The 17,695-nt window shown below is 69.6% G+C and carries 12 protein-coding genes; 6 read left to right on the top strand and 6 right to left on the bottom strand.

Annotated features, from left to right (window positions below; all coding sequences use genetic code 11):
• Nucleotides 1-60: 60 nt before the first annotated feature.
• Nucleotides 61-2,874: a S8 family serine peptidase gene (locus tag C693_RS0110305; protein WP_017462194.1), complete on the bottom strand. Its 2,814-nt coding sequence runs from the start codon at nucleotides 2,872-2,874 to the stop codon at nucleotides 61-63.
• A gap of 199 nt (nucleotides 2,875-3,073) precedes the next feature.
• Here C693_RS0110305 and C693_RS0110300 point away from each other — a divergent pair, with 199 nt between their 5' ends.
• The gene (locus C693_RS0110300; RefSeq protein ID WP_017462193.1) at nucleotides 3,074-4,258 is read left to right on the top strand and encodes a thiolase family protein; all 1,185 of its coding nucleotides are present in this window, start codon (nucleotides 3,074-3,076) and stop codon (nucleotides 4,256-4,258) included.
• 164 nt (nucleotides 4,259-4,422) lie between these two features.
• A complete protein-coding gene (locus C693_RS0110295) occupies nucleotides 4,423-4,845 on the top strand; it encodes a hypothetical protein (RefSeq protein WP_017462192.1) in 423 nt (140 codons plus the stop codon).
• 154 nt (nucleotides 4,846-4,999) lie between these two features.
• On the opposite strand, the gene C693_RS0110290 is transcribed toward C693_RS0110295, so the two are convergent.
• From C693_RS0110290 to C693_RS21530, 5 genes are all read right to left on the bottom strand, one after another.
• Entirely contained in the window at nucleotides 5,000-7,420 is a 2,421-nt protein-coding gene (locus tag C693_RS0110290; protein ID WP_017462191.1) for a TonB-dependent receptor, read from the bottom strand.
• Between the two features lie 101 nt (nucleotides 7,421-7,521).
• Nucleotides 7,522-9,546 (bottom strand): tetratricopeptide repeat-containing sulfotransferase family protein, encoded by a 2,025-nt coding sequence (locus C693_RS0110285; RefSeq protein ID WP_017462190.1) that lies wholly within the window; start codon nucleotides 9,544-9,546, stop codon nucleotides 7,522-7,524.
• Nucleotides 9,547-9,608: 62 nt separating this feature from the next.
• Nucleotides 9,609-11,009 (bottom strand): M20/M25/M40 family metallo-hydrolase, encoded by a 1,401-nt coding sequence (locus tag C693_RS0110280; protein WP_017462189.1) that lies wholly within the window; start codon nucleotides 11,007-11,009, stop codon nucleotides 9,609-9,611.
• On the bottom strand, nucleotides 11,006-12,202 hold the full coding sequence (gene pcaF, locus C693_RS0110275; protein WP_017462188.1) for a 3-oxoadipyl-CoA thiolase: 1,197 nt from the start codon (nucleotides 12,200-12,202) through the stop codon (nucleotides 11,006-11,008). The genes C693_RS0110280 and pcaF overlap by 4 nt, the downstream gene beginning before the upstream one ends.
• Nucleotides 12,195-13,013: an IclR family transcriptional regulator domain-containing protein gene (locus C693_RS21530; protein WP_017462187.1), complete on the bottom strand. Its 819-nt coding sequence runs from the start codon at nucleotides 13,011-13,013 to the stop codon at nucleotides 12,195-12,197. The genes pcaF and C693_RS21530 overlap by 8 nt, the downstream gene beginning before the upstream one ends.
• A gap of 98 nt (nucleotides 13,014-13,111) precedes the next feature.
• On the opposite strand from C693_RS21530, the gene C693_RS0110265 reads away from it, so the two are divergent.
• From C693_RS0110265 to C693_RS0110250, 4 genes are read left to right on the top strand one after another with little or no spacing between them, the layout of a single operon-like run.
• Complete coding sequence (locus C693_RS0110265; protein ID WP_017462186.1) at nucleotides 13,112-14,437, top strand: aminotransferase class III-fold pyridoxal phosphate-dependent enzyme; 1,326 nt, start codon at nucleotides 13,112-13,114, stop codon at nucleotides 14,435-14,437.
• 10 nt (nucleotides 14,438-14,447) lie between these two features.
• Nucleotides 14,448-16,031 carry an aldehyde dehydrogenase family protein gene (locus C693_RS0110260; RefSeq protein WP_017462185.1) on the top strand — a complete coding sequence of 528 codons (1,584 nt, stop codon included), beginning with the start codon at nucleotides 14,448-14,450 and terminating at the stop codon, nucleotides 16,029-16,031.
• Between the two features lie 10 nt (nucleotides 16,032-16,041).
• Nucleotides 16,042-16,899 (top strand): CoA transferase subunit A, encoded by an 858-nt coding sequence (locus C693_RS0110255; RefSeq protein WP_017462184.1) that lies wholly within the window; start codon nucleotides 16,042-16,044, stop codon nucleotides 16,897-16,899.
• Entirely contained in the window at nucleotides 16,896-17,681 is a 786-nt protein-coding gene (locus C693_RS0110250; protein ID WP_017462183.1) for a 3-oxoadipate--succinyl-CoA transferase subunit B, read from the top strand. Before C693_RS0110255 ends, C693_RS0110250 begins: the two co-directional genes overlap by 4 nt.
• The last annotated feature ends 14 nt before the right edge of the window (nucleotides 17,682-17,695 follow it).

Genomic DNA, 17,695 nt, shown 5'->3' with positions numbered 1-17,695 from the left:
CACGCAAAACAAAACGGCCCGCATCATGCGGGCCGTTTCGTTTCCGTGCGGGCGGATGGCTCAGAAGTTCAGGCGGTAGTTGAGCGTCGCCATCTGGGCGTGGTCGTGCTGGCCCACGTACTGGTCGACGCCGATGCCGAAGCTGCTGTTTGGCGAGAAATTCCAGTCCAGCTCGCTGCCGACCATGCCGCCATAACGCGACAGCCCGATGCCGCCGACCGGCGCCCACTGGTCGACACCGGTGAAACTCGCCTGCAGCACGTCGCCGCGCAGGCCGAACGCACGCTGCCACAGCATGTGCGACTGCCAGGACAGCCGCGAGCCGCCGGCCAGCGTCCACGAGCGCGTGGCGCGCAGGCCGACGCCCGCCTGCCAGCGTGCGGTCAGGCCCGACGGCGACTTCAGGCCGAAGCCGCTGCCGCCGACTTCGCTGAAGCCGTCGCGGCGGATCTGCGCATACTGCAGGTTCGCGTACGGGGTGACCTGCAGACCGCCCAGCCCGAACCGGTAACCGCTCTCGCCATACGCCACGCCGTAGCGTCCATGGGTCATGCTGGCCACGCCGGTGGCGAAGTTGCCCAGCTGCACGCCGCGGCGCATGGACTCGCGGTACTGGCCCAGGCCGACGCGGCCCATCGTGTACCACGAGCCGTTGACCACGCCGCCATAGAACATCGCTTCGGTCGAGTGGCTGCGGCCCTGATCGGCGGCTTCGGTGAGCCGGCCCAGCCCGCTGGCCTGGCTGATCGCGTAGCCGGCAAAGCCATGCGTACCGATGCGCTGGTCGGCGCCGGTCATCCAGCCGTTGAGATCGATCCCCACGTTGCCGTAGCCGGCGCGGGAAAGGTCGCCCTGGTAGCCCAGGCCCTGGCTCCACAGGCTCGACTGCCTGCCGTCGAGCAACTGGTCGACGTGGTCGGACAGCGCCCGCGTGCCGGCGTCGATCGCCTCGAAGGTCATCGCGGCGCTGGCCGCATGCAGCTGTCCGGACAGGCTCTGCAGCGACTGCTCCAGCGAGGCGGTGCTGGACACCTGCTGCAGGCTGGCGGCGCCGGCAAGAAGCGCGCTGTTGGTCGGCATCGCAGCCGTCGAGGTGCCGGCGAGTTGGCTGTTGAGGTACTCGAAAGCGCCCTGCACGCGCTGCGCGGCACCGTAGGAGGCCGGCGTGTAGCTCGCTCCGGCCACCTTGGTCACGCTGACCTGCGTCACGTTGAGCCAAGCGCTGCTGCTGTCGTAGCCGAGCGTGGCAGTCAGCAGCACGCTGCTGGGCGTGGTCACCCCGGTGAACGTACCGGTAAGGCCACCGGTGGCCTTGAGCACGTCGGTATGCGAGCTGATCGTGTAGTTGCTGTTCTTGTCGTAGACATACAGGTCGCCACCGTTGAGGGTGGCCTTGCCGGAAACCGTCAGCACCGAGCCCAGCGAGATCGCCAGTCGTCCGCCGACCTCCTGCGTGTAGTTGCCGCCGACCGTGGTGCCGCCGGCCGTGCCGATGTCCAGCGTGCCGGTATTGTCGATGCTGCCTCCCACGTGGCTGGTGCCGAGGCTGGCCTGCGCGGCGATGGTCGCGCTGCCGGCCAGCGAGTTGGCCATCAGCGTGCCGCCCTGGACCTGGGTCAGCCCGGTGTAGGTCGAGGGCTGGCTCAGGGTCAGCGTGCCGCTCCCCTGCTTGATCAGCCCGCCGGCCCCGGAGATCGGATTGCCCCAGGTGGACGAGCCGGTGAAGCTGACCGTCACGTCGCCCCAGTTGAACTGGGCCGGCCCCAGCACCGCCTTGCCCACGTCGAGCAAGCCGTAACCGAACACCGGGTCGACGCCGGTGGCGCCCAGGTCCTTGGCCGTTCCCAGCAGGGTCTGCCGCACCAGGTCGTTGGTGAAATACGGGAAGGCCTGCCATACATCGGCCGCCGCACCGGAGACCGCGGGCGTGGCGAACGAAGTGCCCTGCACAATGTAGTACGTCGGATTGCCGGCGGTGTCGTCGGCGCCGGTGACGATCACGTCGCCAGGGGCCACCAGGCAGTAGTTCATCGCCTTGCCGCACTGGTTGGAGTAGGAGGCCAGCTGGGTCGGATGGAGCGAGTCCAGTGCCGCGACGGCCAGCCAGCCGCGCTCCAGATCCGGCGCGTAATTGGGAATGGCGGCGGTGTCCGAGGGCTGGGCGAGGCCTTCGTTGCCGGTGGCGAATACCACCAGTCCGTTGTGATCGACCACGAACGAACGGAATGCATTGCCGAACGCGGTGCCCACGGCTGTGGCATTCGATGGGTCGAAATAGAGCCCGCCCCAGGAGTTGTTCATCACCTGCACGCCCTGGCTGATCAGGTCGGGCAGCAGGGTCTGTCCGAAGAAGTCGGCATCGGACGGCTGCACCATGTTGCCCTGGCCCGAACCGTCGTCCTTGGGCGGGGTGTCGTTGATGATGCGTGCGGACACCAGCGAGGCGTCCGGCGCGATGCCGCCCGGCCACTGCCCGAACGACTTGCCGGCGGCGATCTGCGAGACCCAGGTGCCGTGGCCGACCACGTCATCCACGGCGGTGTTGTTGGTCGCCGGATCGACATAGACCAGCAGGGCCTTGACGCGGCCGGCGAGCGCCGGATGGTTGGCATTGATGCCGGTATCGACCACACCGATGGTCACGCCCGCACCGGTGAACCCGGCGCTGTGTGCGGCGTAGGTATCGGTCAGAGCGAGGTGCGCGTCGATCGCCGGCTGGCTGCTCGCAGGCGGCGGCGCGGGCGGCGGTGCCGGCGGCGGCGCGGAATTGGTCTTGACGTTGCCCCCCCCGCCTCCGCATCCGGCCAGGCCAAGAATGGCCGCAATGACAAATGGCATGCGACGCTGCACCAGCGTCCGTCCCTGCTCGCTCATGGCTTTACCCCTAAATGGTTTGATCACGCTGGAACGGCGGCACCCCCTTGGCTTCACCGCTCCTTGACGCGATCTTCGCATAAGCCCGGTTCTCCAGGATGACTGGATGCCGGTTTGCCGCTCCCGTCCGGGCACTGCGATAATCGGCCGGTTACCAGCGCGCCCAGCGCTCCCCGAAGGTCTTTCCCCGGAGAATCCCATGTCTGATGTCAGCGTAGTGATCGCCGGTGCCAAGCGCACCGCCATCGGTTCCTTCCTCGGCCAGTTCACCGGCGTGCCCACCCCGAAGCTCGGCGCGGCCGCCATCAAGGCGGCGCTGGAGCAGTCCGGCGTGGCCGCCGCCGACGTGAGCGAGGTGATCATGGGCTGCGTGCTGCCGGCCAACCTCGGCCAGGCGCCGGCGCGGCAGGCGGCGATCCATGCCGAACTGCCGCTGGCGGCAGGCGCCACCACCATCAACAAGGTGTGCGGCTCGGGCATGAAGGCGATCATGCTCGGCCACGACCTGATCAAGGCCGGCTCGGCCAGCGTCGTCGTCGCCGGCGGCATGGAGTCGATGACCAACGCCCCGCACATGGTGCAGGCCCGCACTGGCATCCGCTACGGCGACGGCCAGCTGGTCGACCACATGGCCTGGGACGGCCTGACCAACCCCTACGACGGCAAGGCGATGGGCGTGTTCGGCGAACTGTGCGCCGACAAGTACCACTTCACCCGCGAGGAGCAGGATGCGTTCGCCACCGCCTCGGTGACCCGTGCGCTGGAAGCGCAGAAGAACGGCGCCTTCGCCGGCGAGATCGTCCCGTTCACCGTGGCCGGCCGCAAGGGTGATGTGGTGGTGGACTCCGACGAGCAGCCCGGCCGCTCGGACGTGAGCAAGATCCCCACCCTGCGCCCGGCGTTCAAGAAGGACAACGGCACCATCACCGCCGCCAGCTCTTCCAGCATCTCCGACGGCGCGGCTGCCGTGGTGCTGCTGTCGGCCGACGACGCCAAGGCGCGCGGGCTGGCCCCGCTGGCCCGCATCGTGGCGCACGCCACCCACTCGCAGGAGCCGGAGTGGTTCACCACCGCCCCGGTCGGCGCGATCCAGAAGGTGCTGGACAAGGCCGGCTGGAAGGTCGGCGATGTGGACCTGTTCGAGATCAACGAGGCGTTCGCCGTGGTGGCGATGGCCCCGATCAAGGAGCTGGGCATTCCGCACGAGAAGGTCAACGTCAACGGCGGCGCCTGCGCCCTCGGCCACCCGATCGGCGCCAGCGGTGCCCGTCTGGTGGTGACCCTGCTCAATGCGCTCAAGGTGCGCGGCCTCAAGCGCGGCATCGCCACCCTGTGCATCGGCGGCGGTGAAGCCACCGCGATTGCCGTCGAGCGTCTCGACTGAATCGTCACGCGCCCGGGCGAACAATCCCGGGCGTCGTTTTCGACTCTCAGTTAACGGGCGCATTAATGACGCGAGTGGGCCCACTTGGGGGCCGGTAGCGGCTTTCATGGGAAAGCGCTATTAATACGCGGCCATACGGCATTCCACGGCAAAGGAGATTCAACATGAAGTTCACGCGTACCCTTCTCGCCTCCGCGCTCGTCGCGCTGCTGGCGGCTTGCAGCAACGGCGCGCAGGATTCCGCGCAGGACGCCCAGAAGTCGGCTGACCAGGCTCAGCAGGCTTCCGAACAGGCCCAGAAGGCTGCCGCCGCTGCGCCGACCACGGCCACCGAGCAGGCCGCCGACCAGGCCAAGGCTGCTGCCGACACCGCCGGCATGGCGGCTGACCAGGCCCAGAGCGCGGCCTCGGCTGCTTCCTCGGCCGCTCCGGCTGGCGCGATGAGCGCCTCGGGCGACGGCATGATGAAGGACGCCAAGGCAGCTGCCTCCAACGCCGCCGACCAGGCAAAGCAGGCGGCCGATGCCGCCAAGAGCGCCGCCGACAACGCCAAGGACGCGATGAAGGACGCTTCGGGCAAGAAGTAATCCGCCCATCGTTGCACGCGTAATGAATCGGCCGCCTCCGGGCGGCCGATTTTTTTTCGCCCGATATCCCGGCCACCGGTGATTGGTGCATGGCGAAAAAAAGCCCCGGAAAAACCCGGGGCTCGTTTGCAAACAGGCGGCGATCTGCCCCAGGTCAGAAATCCTGGGTGAAACGCACGCCGATCGTCCGTGGCTGGTTGGTCACCGTATAGACCTGGCCGTTCGGATACTGCGGCACCACGCCGTGCGCAGCGCACACCGATTCGGCGCACTCGGTGTACTTGTACAACGCGGCACGCTTGTCGAACACGTTGTTTACGTACACGTTCACCGAGAAGCTCGCCCAGTTGTAGCCGGCCGAGAGGTCCAGCGTGGTGTAGGCCGGCATGTCGCCGACCAGGCTGTTCTCGAGCGTGCGCAGATCCGACCGGCGCTTGCCCACGTGCACCACGGCTCCCTGCAGGTAGGCCTCGTTGTTGCCGACGTCCCAGGTGTATCGGGCGACCAGGTTGCCCTTGAACTTCGGGGTGACCGGCAACTGGCTGCCCTTCGGAGCTTCCGGCGTGGCGCAGTCGGTCACCGGCTTGCCGTTGGCATCGGTATAACCGCAGTAGTTCGCCGTGAGCTTGGCGTCGTAGAACGCCACGCCACCGCTCAGCTGCAGGTTGTAGGTAGCCGCCCAGTTCAGCTCCGTCTCCATGCCTCGGACCTGGGCCTGGTTGGCGTTGCGGATCTCGGTCAGGCCGTTGGCGCCGAGGATGCTGAACTGGAAGTCCTTCCAGTCCTCCTGGAATACCGAGCCGTTGAACGACAGCCGGTTGTTGAGCCAGGTGGTCTTCCAGCCCAGCTCGTAGTTGGTGAGGTAATCCGACTTGTACGGCGGCAGCGAGCCGCGGCGATTGATGCCGCCGGGACGATAGCCTTCCGAACGGGTGGCGTAGACCATCTTGGTCGGCGAGATGTTCCAGGTCAGGTTGACCTTGCCGAGCGAGCCGGTCTCCTTGACGTTCTTGTTGAAGTCCAGGCATGGCGCACCGCGGAACGGCGCGGACGAGATGCAACCCGCCTCGCCGTAGCTCGAACCCGGCGAGAAGCCGGAGCTGAAGCCGTAGAAGCCGCCCAGGCTGTTGTCGGCGCGGAAGTAGCGCCCGCCGACGGTCGCGGTCAGCGTGTCGGGGATGATGTCGTAGGACAGCTCGCCGAACACCGCCTCGTCCTTGTCGGTACGCACCTGCTCGGTCAGCCAGATGGTGTTCGGCCAGCCCGGCACCGTCAGCGCATCGGACAGGCCGTTGATCATGTAGCGCTGTTCGATGTCGTGCACCGACTTTTCCCAGAACAGGCCACCGACCGCACGCAGGCGACTGTCCTTCGGCGAGGCCAGGCGCAGCTCGTGGCTGTCCATGGTGTAGTGGTCCTTGCCGATGATGTACTGCGACGGATTGATCAGCGCTCCGCTGTTGTCGTAGATGTAGGTGCCGTAGCCGGCCAGCGTGTCGTACCAGAACGAGTAGTCGCTGTAGTCGTTGTGCTCTTCCTGGTTGCGCTTGAGGTGCGCATAGGCATAGGTCAGGTCGAAATTGCCGATCTTGCCCTGCACCGTCATCGCCGCCTGCCACCAGCGGTCGGTCTGCCACTCGGGGTAGAAATGCGAGATCGCCAGATCGCCGAGCGCGGTGTCGCTGGCCATGTTGCCGTTGGCGGTGGTCTTCTGGCCCATGACGGTGCCGTCGATCGACCAGTCGTCGTTGAGGTTGACCCGCAGCGCCGCGCGTCCACCGTTGGTGGTGTTGTCGTTATAGTGGTTCTTGGCGGCGTGCGTGCACACCATCAGGCTGCTCGGCGTGCACGAGGAGGTGTTGCTGACCGTGCCGCCCCAGCTCGGATAGGTGCGCGTGCCGGGGATGTTGTCGACGTAGCCCGCGTCGCGTTCGTGCCAGCCGACCAGGCGGATCGCGGCATTCTTGGAGATCGGCACGTTGAGCATGCCTTCGGCCAGGTTGCCGATGCCGCCGTTGGCCACCGTGTCGACGCCCGCGGTGTAGCTGGCCGCGAAGCCCTGCGGGTCGGGCTTGTTGGTGATGATGCGCAGGGCACCGGACTGGGCGCTGGCGCCGTAGAGGGAGCCCTGCGGGCCGGCCAGCACCTCGACTCGGGCAATGTCGTACATGTGGATGTCGAGCGGACCGGTCACGGTGGTGACGGGCTGCTCGTCCAGGTACACGCCGACACTGGGCCGTGAGCCGGAGTGGTTGCCGTCACCGCCGCTGGCGATGCCGCGCATGTAGATCTCCGAGAAGCCCGGCGCGGCGCTCTGGTAGGACACGCTCGGCAGGTACTTCACGTAATCGTCGAAGCTGCTGATGTGCAGCTGCTCGATCTTTTCGGTACCCAGCACCTGGATGCTGATCGGCACCTTCTGCAGGTTCTCCGTGCGCTTCTGCGCTGTCACGGTGACGGTGCTCAGCTCGGCCACCTTCTGGTCTTTCGGTGGAGTGGCCGTTGCCTGCGTGCCTGCATCCTGGCCAAACGCGGGTGCGGCGATGGCAAGGCAGATGGCCGCGGCCAACGGCATGCGGGACAGGCGCCTGCGCGCCGCCCCGGAGGCTGGTGTATTTCGGTGTCGATGCATCGGTTCCCCTCCCAAAAAGAGACAAATCCCCAAACGGCCCTTGATTACGCTCCCTCTTGATCCGGCACTCCGGGATACGCCCGGAGCACCCCTCCCAAACCCTGCTCGAGCGGCCCCAGCCAGGGCGCGTAGTGCCGCCACTGGTCCACGCCCTCGCGATAGATCGGCCGGCGCACCTGCTCGGAGCTGGCGGTACGCACCGCGCGCTCGTTCTCGAAGAAGCGCAGGCACGCGCCCTCGAACGGCAGGCCGCAGTGCGCCAGCAACCGGCGCACCTCCCCTTCGGTGTCCTCGACCATGTTCTCGTAGATGACCCGGTGCACCCTGCCCGGCAGCACGGCGTCGAAATGCGCCATCAGCCGCACGTAATCGGCGTAGTAGCGGGCAAGGTCCTCGAGCCGGTAGCTGAAGCTCTGGCCGCGCGCGAAGTGCTGCTTGAACCCGGAGAAGCAGCACGCCATCGGATGCCGTCGCGCGTCGATGATGATGGCGTTGGGCAGCATCAGGTGGATCAGCCCGATGTGCATGAAATTGTTCGGCATCTTGTCGATGAACAGCGGCGCCGCGGTCTTGCGCTGGATCCGCGTGTGCGCCAGGTAGCGCTCGCCCAGCTCGCGCAGCGCATCGGCGTCGAGCCGGGCCAGCGCGTCGTGGTACGGCATCGGACTGTCGCCTTCGGACTGCTCGCGCAGCAGCCGGGTGATCGAGGTGATCTCCGGCAGCTCCATCGTGCCCTCGACCTGGCTGTGGCTGGACAGGATCTGCTCGATCAGGGTGGAACCGGAACGCGGCAGGCCGACGATGAAGATCGGGTCCCGCGCGGTGCTTCCGCTGCCGGCGCGCGCGGCGAAGAACTCGCGCGTGTAATGGCTCGCGATGTGTTCGACCCGCGCATGCGTATCGTCGGCGCTGTAGTGGAGCTGGCCGTGACGGCGGGCGTTGCCCGCGGCGTAGTGGCGGAACGATGCCTCGTAATCGGCGGCGTCCTCCAGTGCCTTGCCCAGCGCGAAGTCCAGATGCAGGCGGTCGTCGTCGGACAGGTCGGTGCGCGCGAGCTGTGCGCGCATCGTTGCCATGTCGGCCTCGGTGAAGCGGAAGGTCTTGAGGTTGGCCAGGCTCCACCAGACTTCGCCGAACGACGGCGTCATCGCCAGCGCCCGCCGGTAGGCCTCGATCGCGCGATCGGTGAGGCCGGCGGTCTTCAGCGCATGGCCGTAGCTCATCCAGACCGGAGCGTTGTCCGGATACTCGGCCAGCAGACCGGCGTAGAGGTCGATCGCCGTGTGGTAATCGCCGGTGCGGCACAACACCACGGCCTTGAGGTTGCGGTGTGCCGGATGGTTCGGCTCGGCGGCAAGCAGGCGTTCGAGCTCGACCAGCGCCTGCTCCGGCAGGTTGGCCCGGTGCAGCAGCAGCGCGTAGTTCTGGCGGGCGGCGTGGAAGGCCGGGGCCAGCTCCAGGCAGCGCTCGAGCAGCAGCCGGGCCTCGTCGGTACGACCGACCCGGGCCGCCAGCTCGGCGAACATGCGGATCGCCACCACGTCGGTGGGCGCCTCGCGCAGGTGCTGGCGCAGCATCGCCTCGGCCTCGGGAATGCGCTCGTCGGCCAGGGCCGCCCCCGCCGCCATCAGCCGCGGATCGGTCGCGGCATGCCGCACGTGCCCGAGATACGCCTCGGCAGCCGCATCCGCGTCGCCGGCATCGAGCAGGCGATCGGCCAGCAGGCGCCAGGCCTGCGGCAGGTCCGGTTTCAGAGCCACTGCACGGCGCAGCGCGGCGATCGCTTCGTCCAGGCGGCCGGCCTGGCTCAACGCCAGGCCCAGCTCGAACTGCACCGCCGCCCACTTCGGCTGCGAGGCCGCCAGCGGCTCCAGCACGGCCAACGCGCCGGCCAGGTTGCCCTGCGCCGCACGCGCCGCCGCCAGCAGCTGCAGCGTGGGCGGGTGCTCCGGCACGGCCTTGAGGATCTCTCCGGCCTGCGCCTCGGCCATCGCCGGATCGCGGGCCAGCAAGCGCCCGGCGTGCGCCAGCGCCTGCTCCAGCGAGCCTGTGGCCGCGGCCGCCGTCACCGGAGATACCACGATGCGGAGGACGTCAGGGGCATGGCACGGGACATGGCGTCGGCGGCTCCTTACAAGTTTTTAAGCAATCTATAGTCGAAATCGAGCGACTGGTAGTAGGACGTCACCAGAATGCGTTCGTCCTGCCCGTGCGAGCGGTCGTCGTCCACGTCGTAGGGGATGCCGTTGAACACGTAGGACGGCATCCCGGCCGCCCGCAGGAACACGCTGTCCGAGGCGCCGGCGGACATGTACGGCGACACCGGCATGGCGTGCCCCCAGACCGCCTTTGCTGTCCGTGCGACCTGCGCGAACAGCGCCGGGTCGATCGGACTGGGCGGGCTGGCCGGAGCCGGTGCCACCGGCGCCACGGCGATCTGCGGGTCGTCCAGCGCCCGCCTGATGGCCGCCTCGACCTGCGCCGGCGGCTCGTCCGGCAGGATGCGGCAGTTCACCGTGGCCCGGGCCATCTGCGGCAACGCGTTCTCCGCATCGCCGCCGGTCAGCAGGGTCGGCACGCAGGTCGTGCGCAGGTGGGCGTTGTTGTAAGGGCTGGACGCGGCCAGCCGCCGCATCGCCGCCGGATCGGACGGATCGTGGGCAACCGCCCGCATGTCGGCCGCGGTCGAGCCGGTATAGAGCGTGGCCAGCTGCGCGTAGTAGCCGCGCGTGGCCGAGTTGGTATGCAGCGGGAATTCGAGCTTGGACAGCCGCATCAGTCCGGCGGCCAGCCGGTAGATCGCGTTGTCCGGGGTCGGCAGCGAGCTGTGCCCGCCGGGGTTGCGCACGGTCAGGGTGTAGCTGGCGTAGACCTTCTCGGCGGTTTCCACCGCGACGACCTCGGGCCGGCCGTTGCGGATCTCCGGGCCGCCGCCGTCGACGTTGATCGAATACCGCGAGCGGATCAGTTCCGGCCGGTGCGCCAGCAACCACTGGATGCCGTTGGACTTGCCGTCCTCCTCACCGGCGGTGAGCGCCAGGATGTAGTCGCCCTTCGGCTTGAAACCCTCCCGGTGGAAGCGCAGCAGGGTGGTGACCAGGCCGGCACCGGCGCCCTTGATGTCCATCGTGCCGCGGCCGTAGTAGTAGCCGTCTTTCTCGGTCAGCTTGAACGGCGGGAAGTGCCAGTCCTGCGGCAGCGCCTCGACCACGTCCAGGTGCGCCAGCAGCAGCACCGGCGCGCGCTGGCCCTGCCCGCGCAGGCGCACCACCAGGTTGCGTCGCTTCGGATCGTCGCCCACCACCTGCACGTCCGCCGCCGGAAACCCGGCCTTCAGGAAACGCTGCGCCAGCGCCTCGGCCAGCACGGTGGTACTGCCGTGCTCGGAGGTGGTGTCGGTGCCGATCATCTGCACCAGCAGGTCGTGCGCCAGCGCACGCTCACCTGCCGGAACCGGGTCGGCGGCCTGTGCGGTCAGCGGCAACACCAGGCCCAGGGCGAGAGGAAAGGCACGACGGAGGATTCGGTTCATGGGCGCTCCAGGATGAGGGCGAGGCCCTGGCCGACGCCCACGCAGAGGCTGACCAGGGCGCGTTGCTGACGGTGCCGGCGCAGGGCGAACGCTGCCGTCATCGCCAGCCGGGCGCCGCTGGCGCCGAGTGGATGACCCAGCGCGATGGCGCCGCCCTGGGCGTTGACGTGTTCCGCGTCGTCGGCGAGGCCGAGCGCGCGGGTGCAGGCCAGCACCTGCGCGGCGAACGCCTCGTTGATCTCGACGCGGTCGAAGTCGCCCAGGCGCTGACCGCTGCGCGCCAGCAGCTTGCGGATCGCCGGCACCGGACCGATGCCCATGGTGCGCGGCGCCACGCCGGCCGAGGCCATGCCGGCGACGCGCGCCAGCGGCGTCAATCCGAACCGTTCGATCGCCGTATCGGACGCCAGCAGCAGGGCGGCGGCGCCGTCGTTGAGGCCGGAGGCGTTGCCGGCGGTAATGCTGGTGTGCGGCCCCAGCAGGGGCTTGAGCTTGTCCAGTTGCCCGGCGGTCGTGGCCGGACGCGGATGCTCGTCCACCGCGGCCAGCTCGCCGTCCTTGCCCACCGGCACCGGCACGATCTCCTCGGCCAGCCAGCCCTCGGCCTGCGCGTGCGCCGTGCGCGCCTGGCTGCGCAGCGCATACGCATCCTGGCTGGCGCGATCGATGCCGTGTTCGCGGGCGAGGTTCTCCGCGGTCTGCGTCATCGAGTCCACGCCGTAGCCGGCGCGCATCGCCGGGTTGACCAGCCGCCAGCCCAGCACGGTGTCCTCCAGTTGCTGGTTGCGGGCGAAGGCGGTGTCCGCCTTGGCCATGACGTAGGGCGCGCGGGTCATGCTCTCCACGCCGCCGGCGATCACCAGTTCGGCCTCGCCGCAGGCGATCGCGCGGGCCGCCTGCCCCACCGCCTCCAGGCCCGAGGCGCACAGCCGGTTGACCGTCACGCCGGGCACCTCCGGCGGCAGCCCGGACAGCAGCGCGGCCATGCGCGCCACGTTGCGGTTGTCTTCGCCGGCCTGGTTGGCACAACCGAGGATCACCTCGTCGATCGCGGCCGGATCCAGCTGCGGGTGCCGCGCCAGCAGGGCGCGGATCGGCAGCGCCGCGAGGTCGTCGGTGCGCACGCCGGCCAGCGCGCCACCGAGGCGGCCGAACGGGGTACGCGTCGCGTCGACCAGCCAGGCGTTACGCATACGCCCCCCGGATCGCCTGCTGCGGCAGCCAGCCGCCGCGCGCGATCGCCTGCTGCACCGCCGCCTGCGTCTCGCGCAGCGCCGGCAGGATCTCCTTCAGCGCGCGCCGGGGCGCGTCCTCGCTGTACGGCATGCCGACGTTCAGCGCCGCCACCGTGCTGCCGTCGGCGGCACGGATCGGCACCGCGATCGAGCACAGCCCGTGCTCCAGCTCGCGCGACACCAGCGCATAGCCCTGCTTGCGCACGCGGGCCAGTTCGGCCTTCAGCGCACTGACGGTGTGCAGCGTCTGCGGCGTGTAGGCGCGGAAGGTCTGGCCGTCCATCCACGCGGCCAGCGCGTCGTCGTCCAGGTCGGCCAGGATCGCCCGGCCCATCGAGGTGGCGAAGGCCGGCAGGCGCGCGCCCACGCCCAGCGCCACGCTCATCACGCGGCGCACCGGCACGCGCAGCACGTAGACGATGTCCTGGCCGTCGAGCACCGCCATCGAGCAGCTCTCGCCGACGCTGTGCGACAGCTGCTCCAGGCTCTGCTGGGCCAGTTCGGTGAGGTCGAGCGAGGTAAGGTAGCTGTAGCCCAGCTCCAGCACGCGCGGGGTCAGGAAGAAGCTGCGCCCGCGACTGCCGACGTAACCGAGATGCTGCAGCGTCAGCAGCAGCCGGCGCGCCACCGCGCGCGACAGCCCGATGCGTTCGGCCACCTGCGACAGGCTCGGGCTGGGCATCTCGTGATCGAACGCGCGCAGCACCTGCAGGCCGCGCGCCAGCGACTGCACGTAGTCGGGGCTTTCCTCGAAGGGTTGGGAGGCCATCGTCTCGCTTGGGTCCATTGACAGGCCGAGCGTAGAAGCATTCCAATGAGTTCGCAATACGAATTCTTGTTCGATTATCGAACATTTCCTCGGGGAGGATGCGCGTGAGCAACGAACGCGACAGCGTGCTGCACAGCTGGTGCGTGCCGTCGACGTGGCAGGCGCCGACCGTGGTCAGCGGGCGCGGCGCCCACCTCGAGCTGGCCGACGGCCGACGCGTGCTCGACATGAGCAGCCTGGCCGAGTGCAGCAACCTGGGTCACCAGCATCCGGCGGTGATGCAGGCGATCCGCGAGCAGGCCGAGCAACTGTGCTTCGTCACCGCCGCGTGGGGAGCCGAACCGCGCAAGGCGCTGGCCGAGGCACTGCTGGAGAAATCCGGTTTCGCCGGCGGCCGGGTGTTCTTCACCCTGGCCGGCGCCGACGCCAACGAGAACGCGGTGAAGTTCGCGCGCCTGGCGCGCAACCTGCCCCGCGGAAAAATCCTGGCGCGCGAGCGCTCCTACCATGGCGCCAGCTACGCCGGCATGGCGCTGTCCGGCGACGCCCGCACCAGCGACCAGGTCGACGCCGAGGCCTTCGGCGTGATCCGAGTGCCGGCGCCGTACGCCTATCGCTGCCCGTTCGGCAGCACCGACGACGACAGCTGCGGCCGGCTCGCCGCCGACGCCGTGGGCGAAGCGATCGATCGCGCCGGCGCGGACACCGTCGCCGCCGTGCTGATGGAGCCCAACGCCGGCACCAACGGCATCGTCGCCCCGGACAGCTACTGGCCCGCCCTGCGCGCTGCGACCCGCGAGCGCGACGTGCTGCTGATCGCCGACGAGGTGATGAGCGGCTTCGGCCGTTGCGGCGAATGGTTCGCCTGGCAGCGCCATGGCGAAGCCGGCCGCCCCGACCTGATGACGCTGGCCAAGGGCCTCACCGGCGCGCACCTGCCGCTGGGCGCCGTGGTGCTGTCGGCCGAGGTCTACGCCCGGCTGGCCGACCGCATGCTCTACACCGGCCTCACCTACTGCGGCCATCCGCTGGCCTGCGCCGCCGGCCTCGCCGCCGTGCGCGCCTACGAAGACGAGCAGCTGATCGAACGCTCGCGCCGGCTCGGCGCCACGATGTTCGCCGAGCTCGAGGCGATGCAGGCACGCCTCCCGGTGATCGGCGATGTGCGCGGCGGCCATGGCCTGTTCGCGGTGATCGAGCTGGTCGCCGACCGCGCCAGCCGCGCACCGCTGGCGCCGTGGCCACAGTCCCCCGCCACGCTGGGCGCACTGCTGCGCGAGGCAATGGACGAGGGCGTGTCGCTGGCGGCCCGCGGCAACCTGCTGATCCTCGCGCCGCCGCTGGTGATCGAGGAAACCGCGCTGGCCGACGCGCTGGCGCTGATCGACCGACTGCTGGGGAAGCACTTCCCCGCCCACGCCTGAGGGGTCCTCCATGAGCTTCCGCCTGACCTACGCCACCATGTACAACCCGCCGGAAGCCATGCACGAACGCTTCGAGGCGGCGCTGGCCCGCGTCTCCGCCTCGCTCGGCGCGTGCCACGGGCTGTTCATCGACGGCCGCGACGTCGAGGCGGAGCACTCGGCCGACCGCCGCGCTCCGTTCGACAACGCCCTGCACCTGGGCCACTTCGCGCTGGCCAGCGAGGCCGACGCCGATGCCGCGATGCGTGCGGCACAGGCGGCCTACCCGGCCTGGCGCGCCACCCCGGTGGCCGAACGCGCGCGGCTGATGCGCCGCGTCGGCGACCTGCTGGAGGAGCGCGTCTACGACATCGCCGCCGCGCTGGTGCTGGAGGTGGGCAAGAACCGCATGGAGGCGCTGGGCGAGGCACAGGAGACGGTGGACTTCTTCCGCCACTACGCGGACGACTTCGAGAGCCACGCCGGCTATCACCACACGCTGCCCGACGACCCGATCGACGGCGTCGTCTCGCACAACGCCAGCGTGATGCGACCGTACGGCGTGTGGGTGGTGATCGCACCGTTCAACTTCCCGCTGGCGCTGGCCGGCGGGCCGACCGCCGCGGCCCTGGTCACCGGCAATACGGTGGTGGTGAAAGGCGCCAGCGACACGCCGTGGGCCGCGCGCCTGCTGGCCGACTGCATCCGCGACGCCGGCCTGCCACCGGGCGTGTTCAACTACCTCTCCGGCAGCAGCCGTGAAGTCGGCGCAGCGCTGGCGCAGCACCCGCGGGTCGCCGGCCTCACCTTCACCGGCTCGGTGCCGGTCGGTCGCCAGCTGATGCGACAGATGGCCGGCGGCGCCTGGCCGCGGCCGTGCATCGCCGAGATGGGCGGCAAGAACCCCTGCATCGTCACCGAACATGCCGACCTCGACGACGCCGCCGCCGGCATCGTGCGCTCGGCCTACGGCATGAGCGGGCAGAAATGCTCGGCGCTGTCGCGGCTGTACGTGCACGAGCGCGTCGCCGACGCGCTGATCGGGCGCCTGCAGCAGCTCATCGGCGCCATCCGCGTCGGCGATCCGCGCCAGCGCGATCACTGGATGGGCCCGGTGGTCAACGCCACCGCCTACGGCAACTACCGGCAGCACGTCGACGAGCTGGAGAGCGGCGGTGCCACGTTGCTTGCCGGCGGCCGCCGCTTCGGCGAGGGCACCGGCGGGCCGGACGCGTTCGCCCGCGGCTACTTCGTCGAGCCCACCCTGGCCGAAGCGCCGCTGGCCCACCCGCTGTGGCAGCAGGAGATGTTCCTGCCGATCCTCACCCTGCACCGCGTGCGCGACCGCGACGAGGCGATGCGACTGGCCAACGACACCCCCATGGGCCTCACCGCCGGCTTCTACGGTGGCGCCGACGAGGTGGCGTGGTTCCACGATCACATCGAGGCGGGCGTGACCTACGCCAACCGTCCCCAGGGCGCGACCACCGGTGCCTGGCCCGGCTACCAGCCGTTCGGCGGCTGGAAGGGTTCGGGCTCCACCGGCAAGGCGATCGCCTCGTTCTATTACCTGGCGCAGTACCTGCGCGAACAGTCCCGCACGGTGGTCGAGTGAGCGCACACGGATGAACTGCCTGCACCTGGAACTTGCGGACGCCATCGAGCGGTTCGTGCACGACGGCGCCAGCGTCGCGCTGGAAGGCTTCACCCACCTGATCCCGTTCGCCGCCGGCCACGAGATCATCCGCCAGCGCAAGCGCGACCTGCACCTGATCCGCATGACGCCGGACCTGATCTACGACCAGCTGATCGGCATGGGCTGCGCGCGCCAGCTCACCTTCTCCTGGGGCGGCAACCCCGGCGTGGGTTCGCTGCACCGCCTGCGCGATGCGGTGGAGCACGGCTGGCCACGCCCGCTGGAGCTCAACGAGCACAGCCATGCCGGCATGGCCGCCGCGTTCACCGCCGGCGCGGCGCGGTTGCCCTTCGGCGTGCTGCGCGGCTACATCGGCACCGACCTGCCCGCGCACAACCCGAACATCCGCCGCGTCGCCTGCCCGTTCAGCGGCGAGGAGCTGGCCGCGGTGCCCGCGCTCAATCCCGACGTCACCATCGTGCACGCGCAGCGCGCCGACCATGCCGGCAACGTCGCCATCGACGGCATCGTCGGTGCCGCGCGCGAGGCGGCACTGGCGGCGAAGACGCTGATCGTCACCGTCGAGGAAATCGTCGACGCGCTGCCGCCGGCGATGAACGCCATCGTGCTGCCGCACTGGACCGTGCGGGCGGTAGTGCACTGCCGCGGCGGCGCCTACCCGTCGTACGCGCAGGGCCACTACGCCCGCGACAACGCCTTCTACCAGCGCTGGGACACGATCGCCCGCGACCGCGACACCTTCCTCGCCTGGATGGACCACCACGTGCTCGGCACACGCGACCACCGCGCCTTCCTCGCCTCGCTGCAGACGGAGGCCGCCGCATGAGCGCCTGTACCCGCGACGAATGGATGACCGTGGCCGCGGCCCGCCTGCTCGGCAACGACAGCGTGTGCTTCGTCGGCATCGGCCTGCCCAGTGCCGCCTGCAACCTGGCCCGGCTCACCCACGCGCCGGAGATCGTGCTGATCTACGAGTCCGGCACCATCGGCACGCGGCCGGACGTGCTGCCATTGTCGATCGGCGACGGCGAACTGGCCGAGACCGCCGCCTGCGTGGTGCCGCTGCCGGAGATCTTCAGCTTCTACCTGCAGGCCGGGCGGGTGGACGTCGGCTTCCTCGGTGCCGCGCAGATCGACCGCTTCGGCAACCTCAACAGCACCGTGATCGGCCCGTACGAGCTGCCCTCCACGCGCCTGCCCGGCGCCGGCGGCGCACCGGAGATCGCGCTGCACGCCAGGCAGGTGTTCGTGATGGCACGGGCCACGCCGCGCAGCTTCGTCGAGCAGCTGGATTTCCGCAGCAGCGCCGGCTACCTCGACGGCCACGGCGCCCGCACCCGCGGCGGCATTCCCGGCGGCGGCCCGCGTGCGGTGATCACCGACTTCGGCCGGCTCGCCCCGCACCCGGAGAGCGAAGAGCTGCAGCTGGTCGCCCTGTTCGAGGGCATCAGCGTGGACGAAGCCCGCGCCGCCATCGGCTGGCCGCTGCTCGTCGCCGACCGCCTGGACACCATCGCCCCGCCCAGCGCGCATGAGCTGGACACCCTGCGTGCGCTCAACGCCCGCACCCGCGAGGCGCACGCGCGCCCCGTGCACATCCCCCTCTGACACGAAAGGTTCTG

Source organism: Dyella ginsengisoli LA-4, from assembly GCF_000334915.1.
In the GTDB taxonomy this organism is placed as follows: domain Bacteria; phylum Pseudomonadota; class Gammaproteobacteria; order Xanthomonadales; family Rhodanobacteraceae; genus Dyella_A; species Dyella_A ginsengisoli_A.
This window is presented reverse-complemented; position numbering and strand designations above follow the sequence as displayed.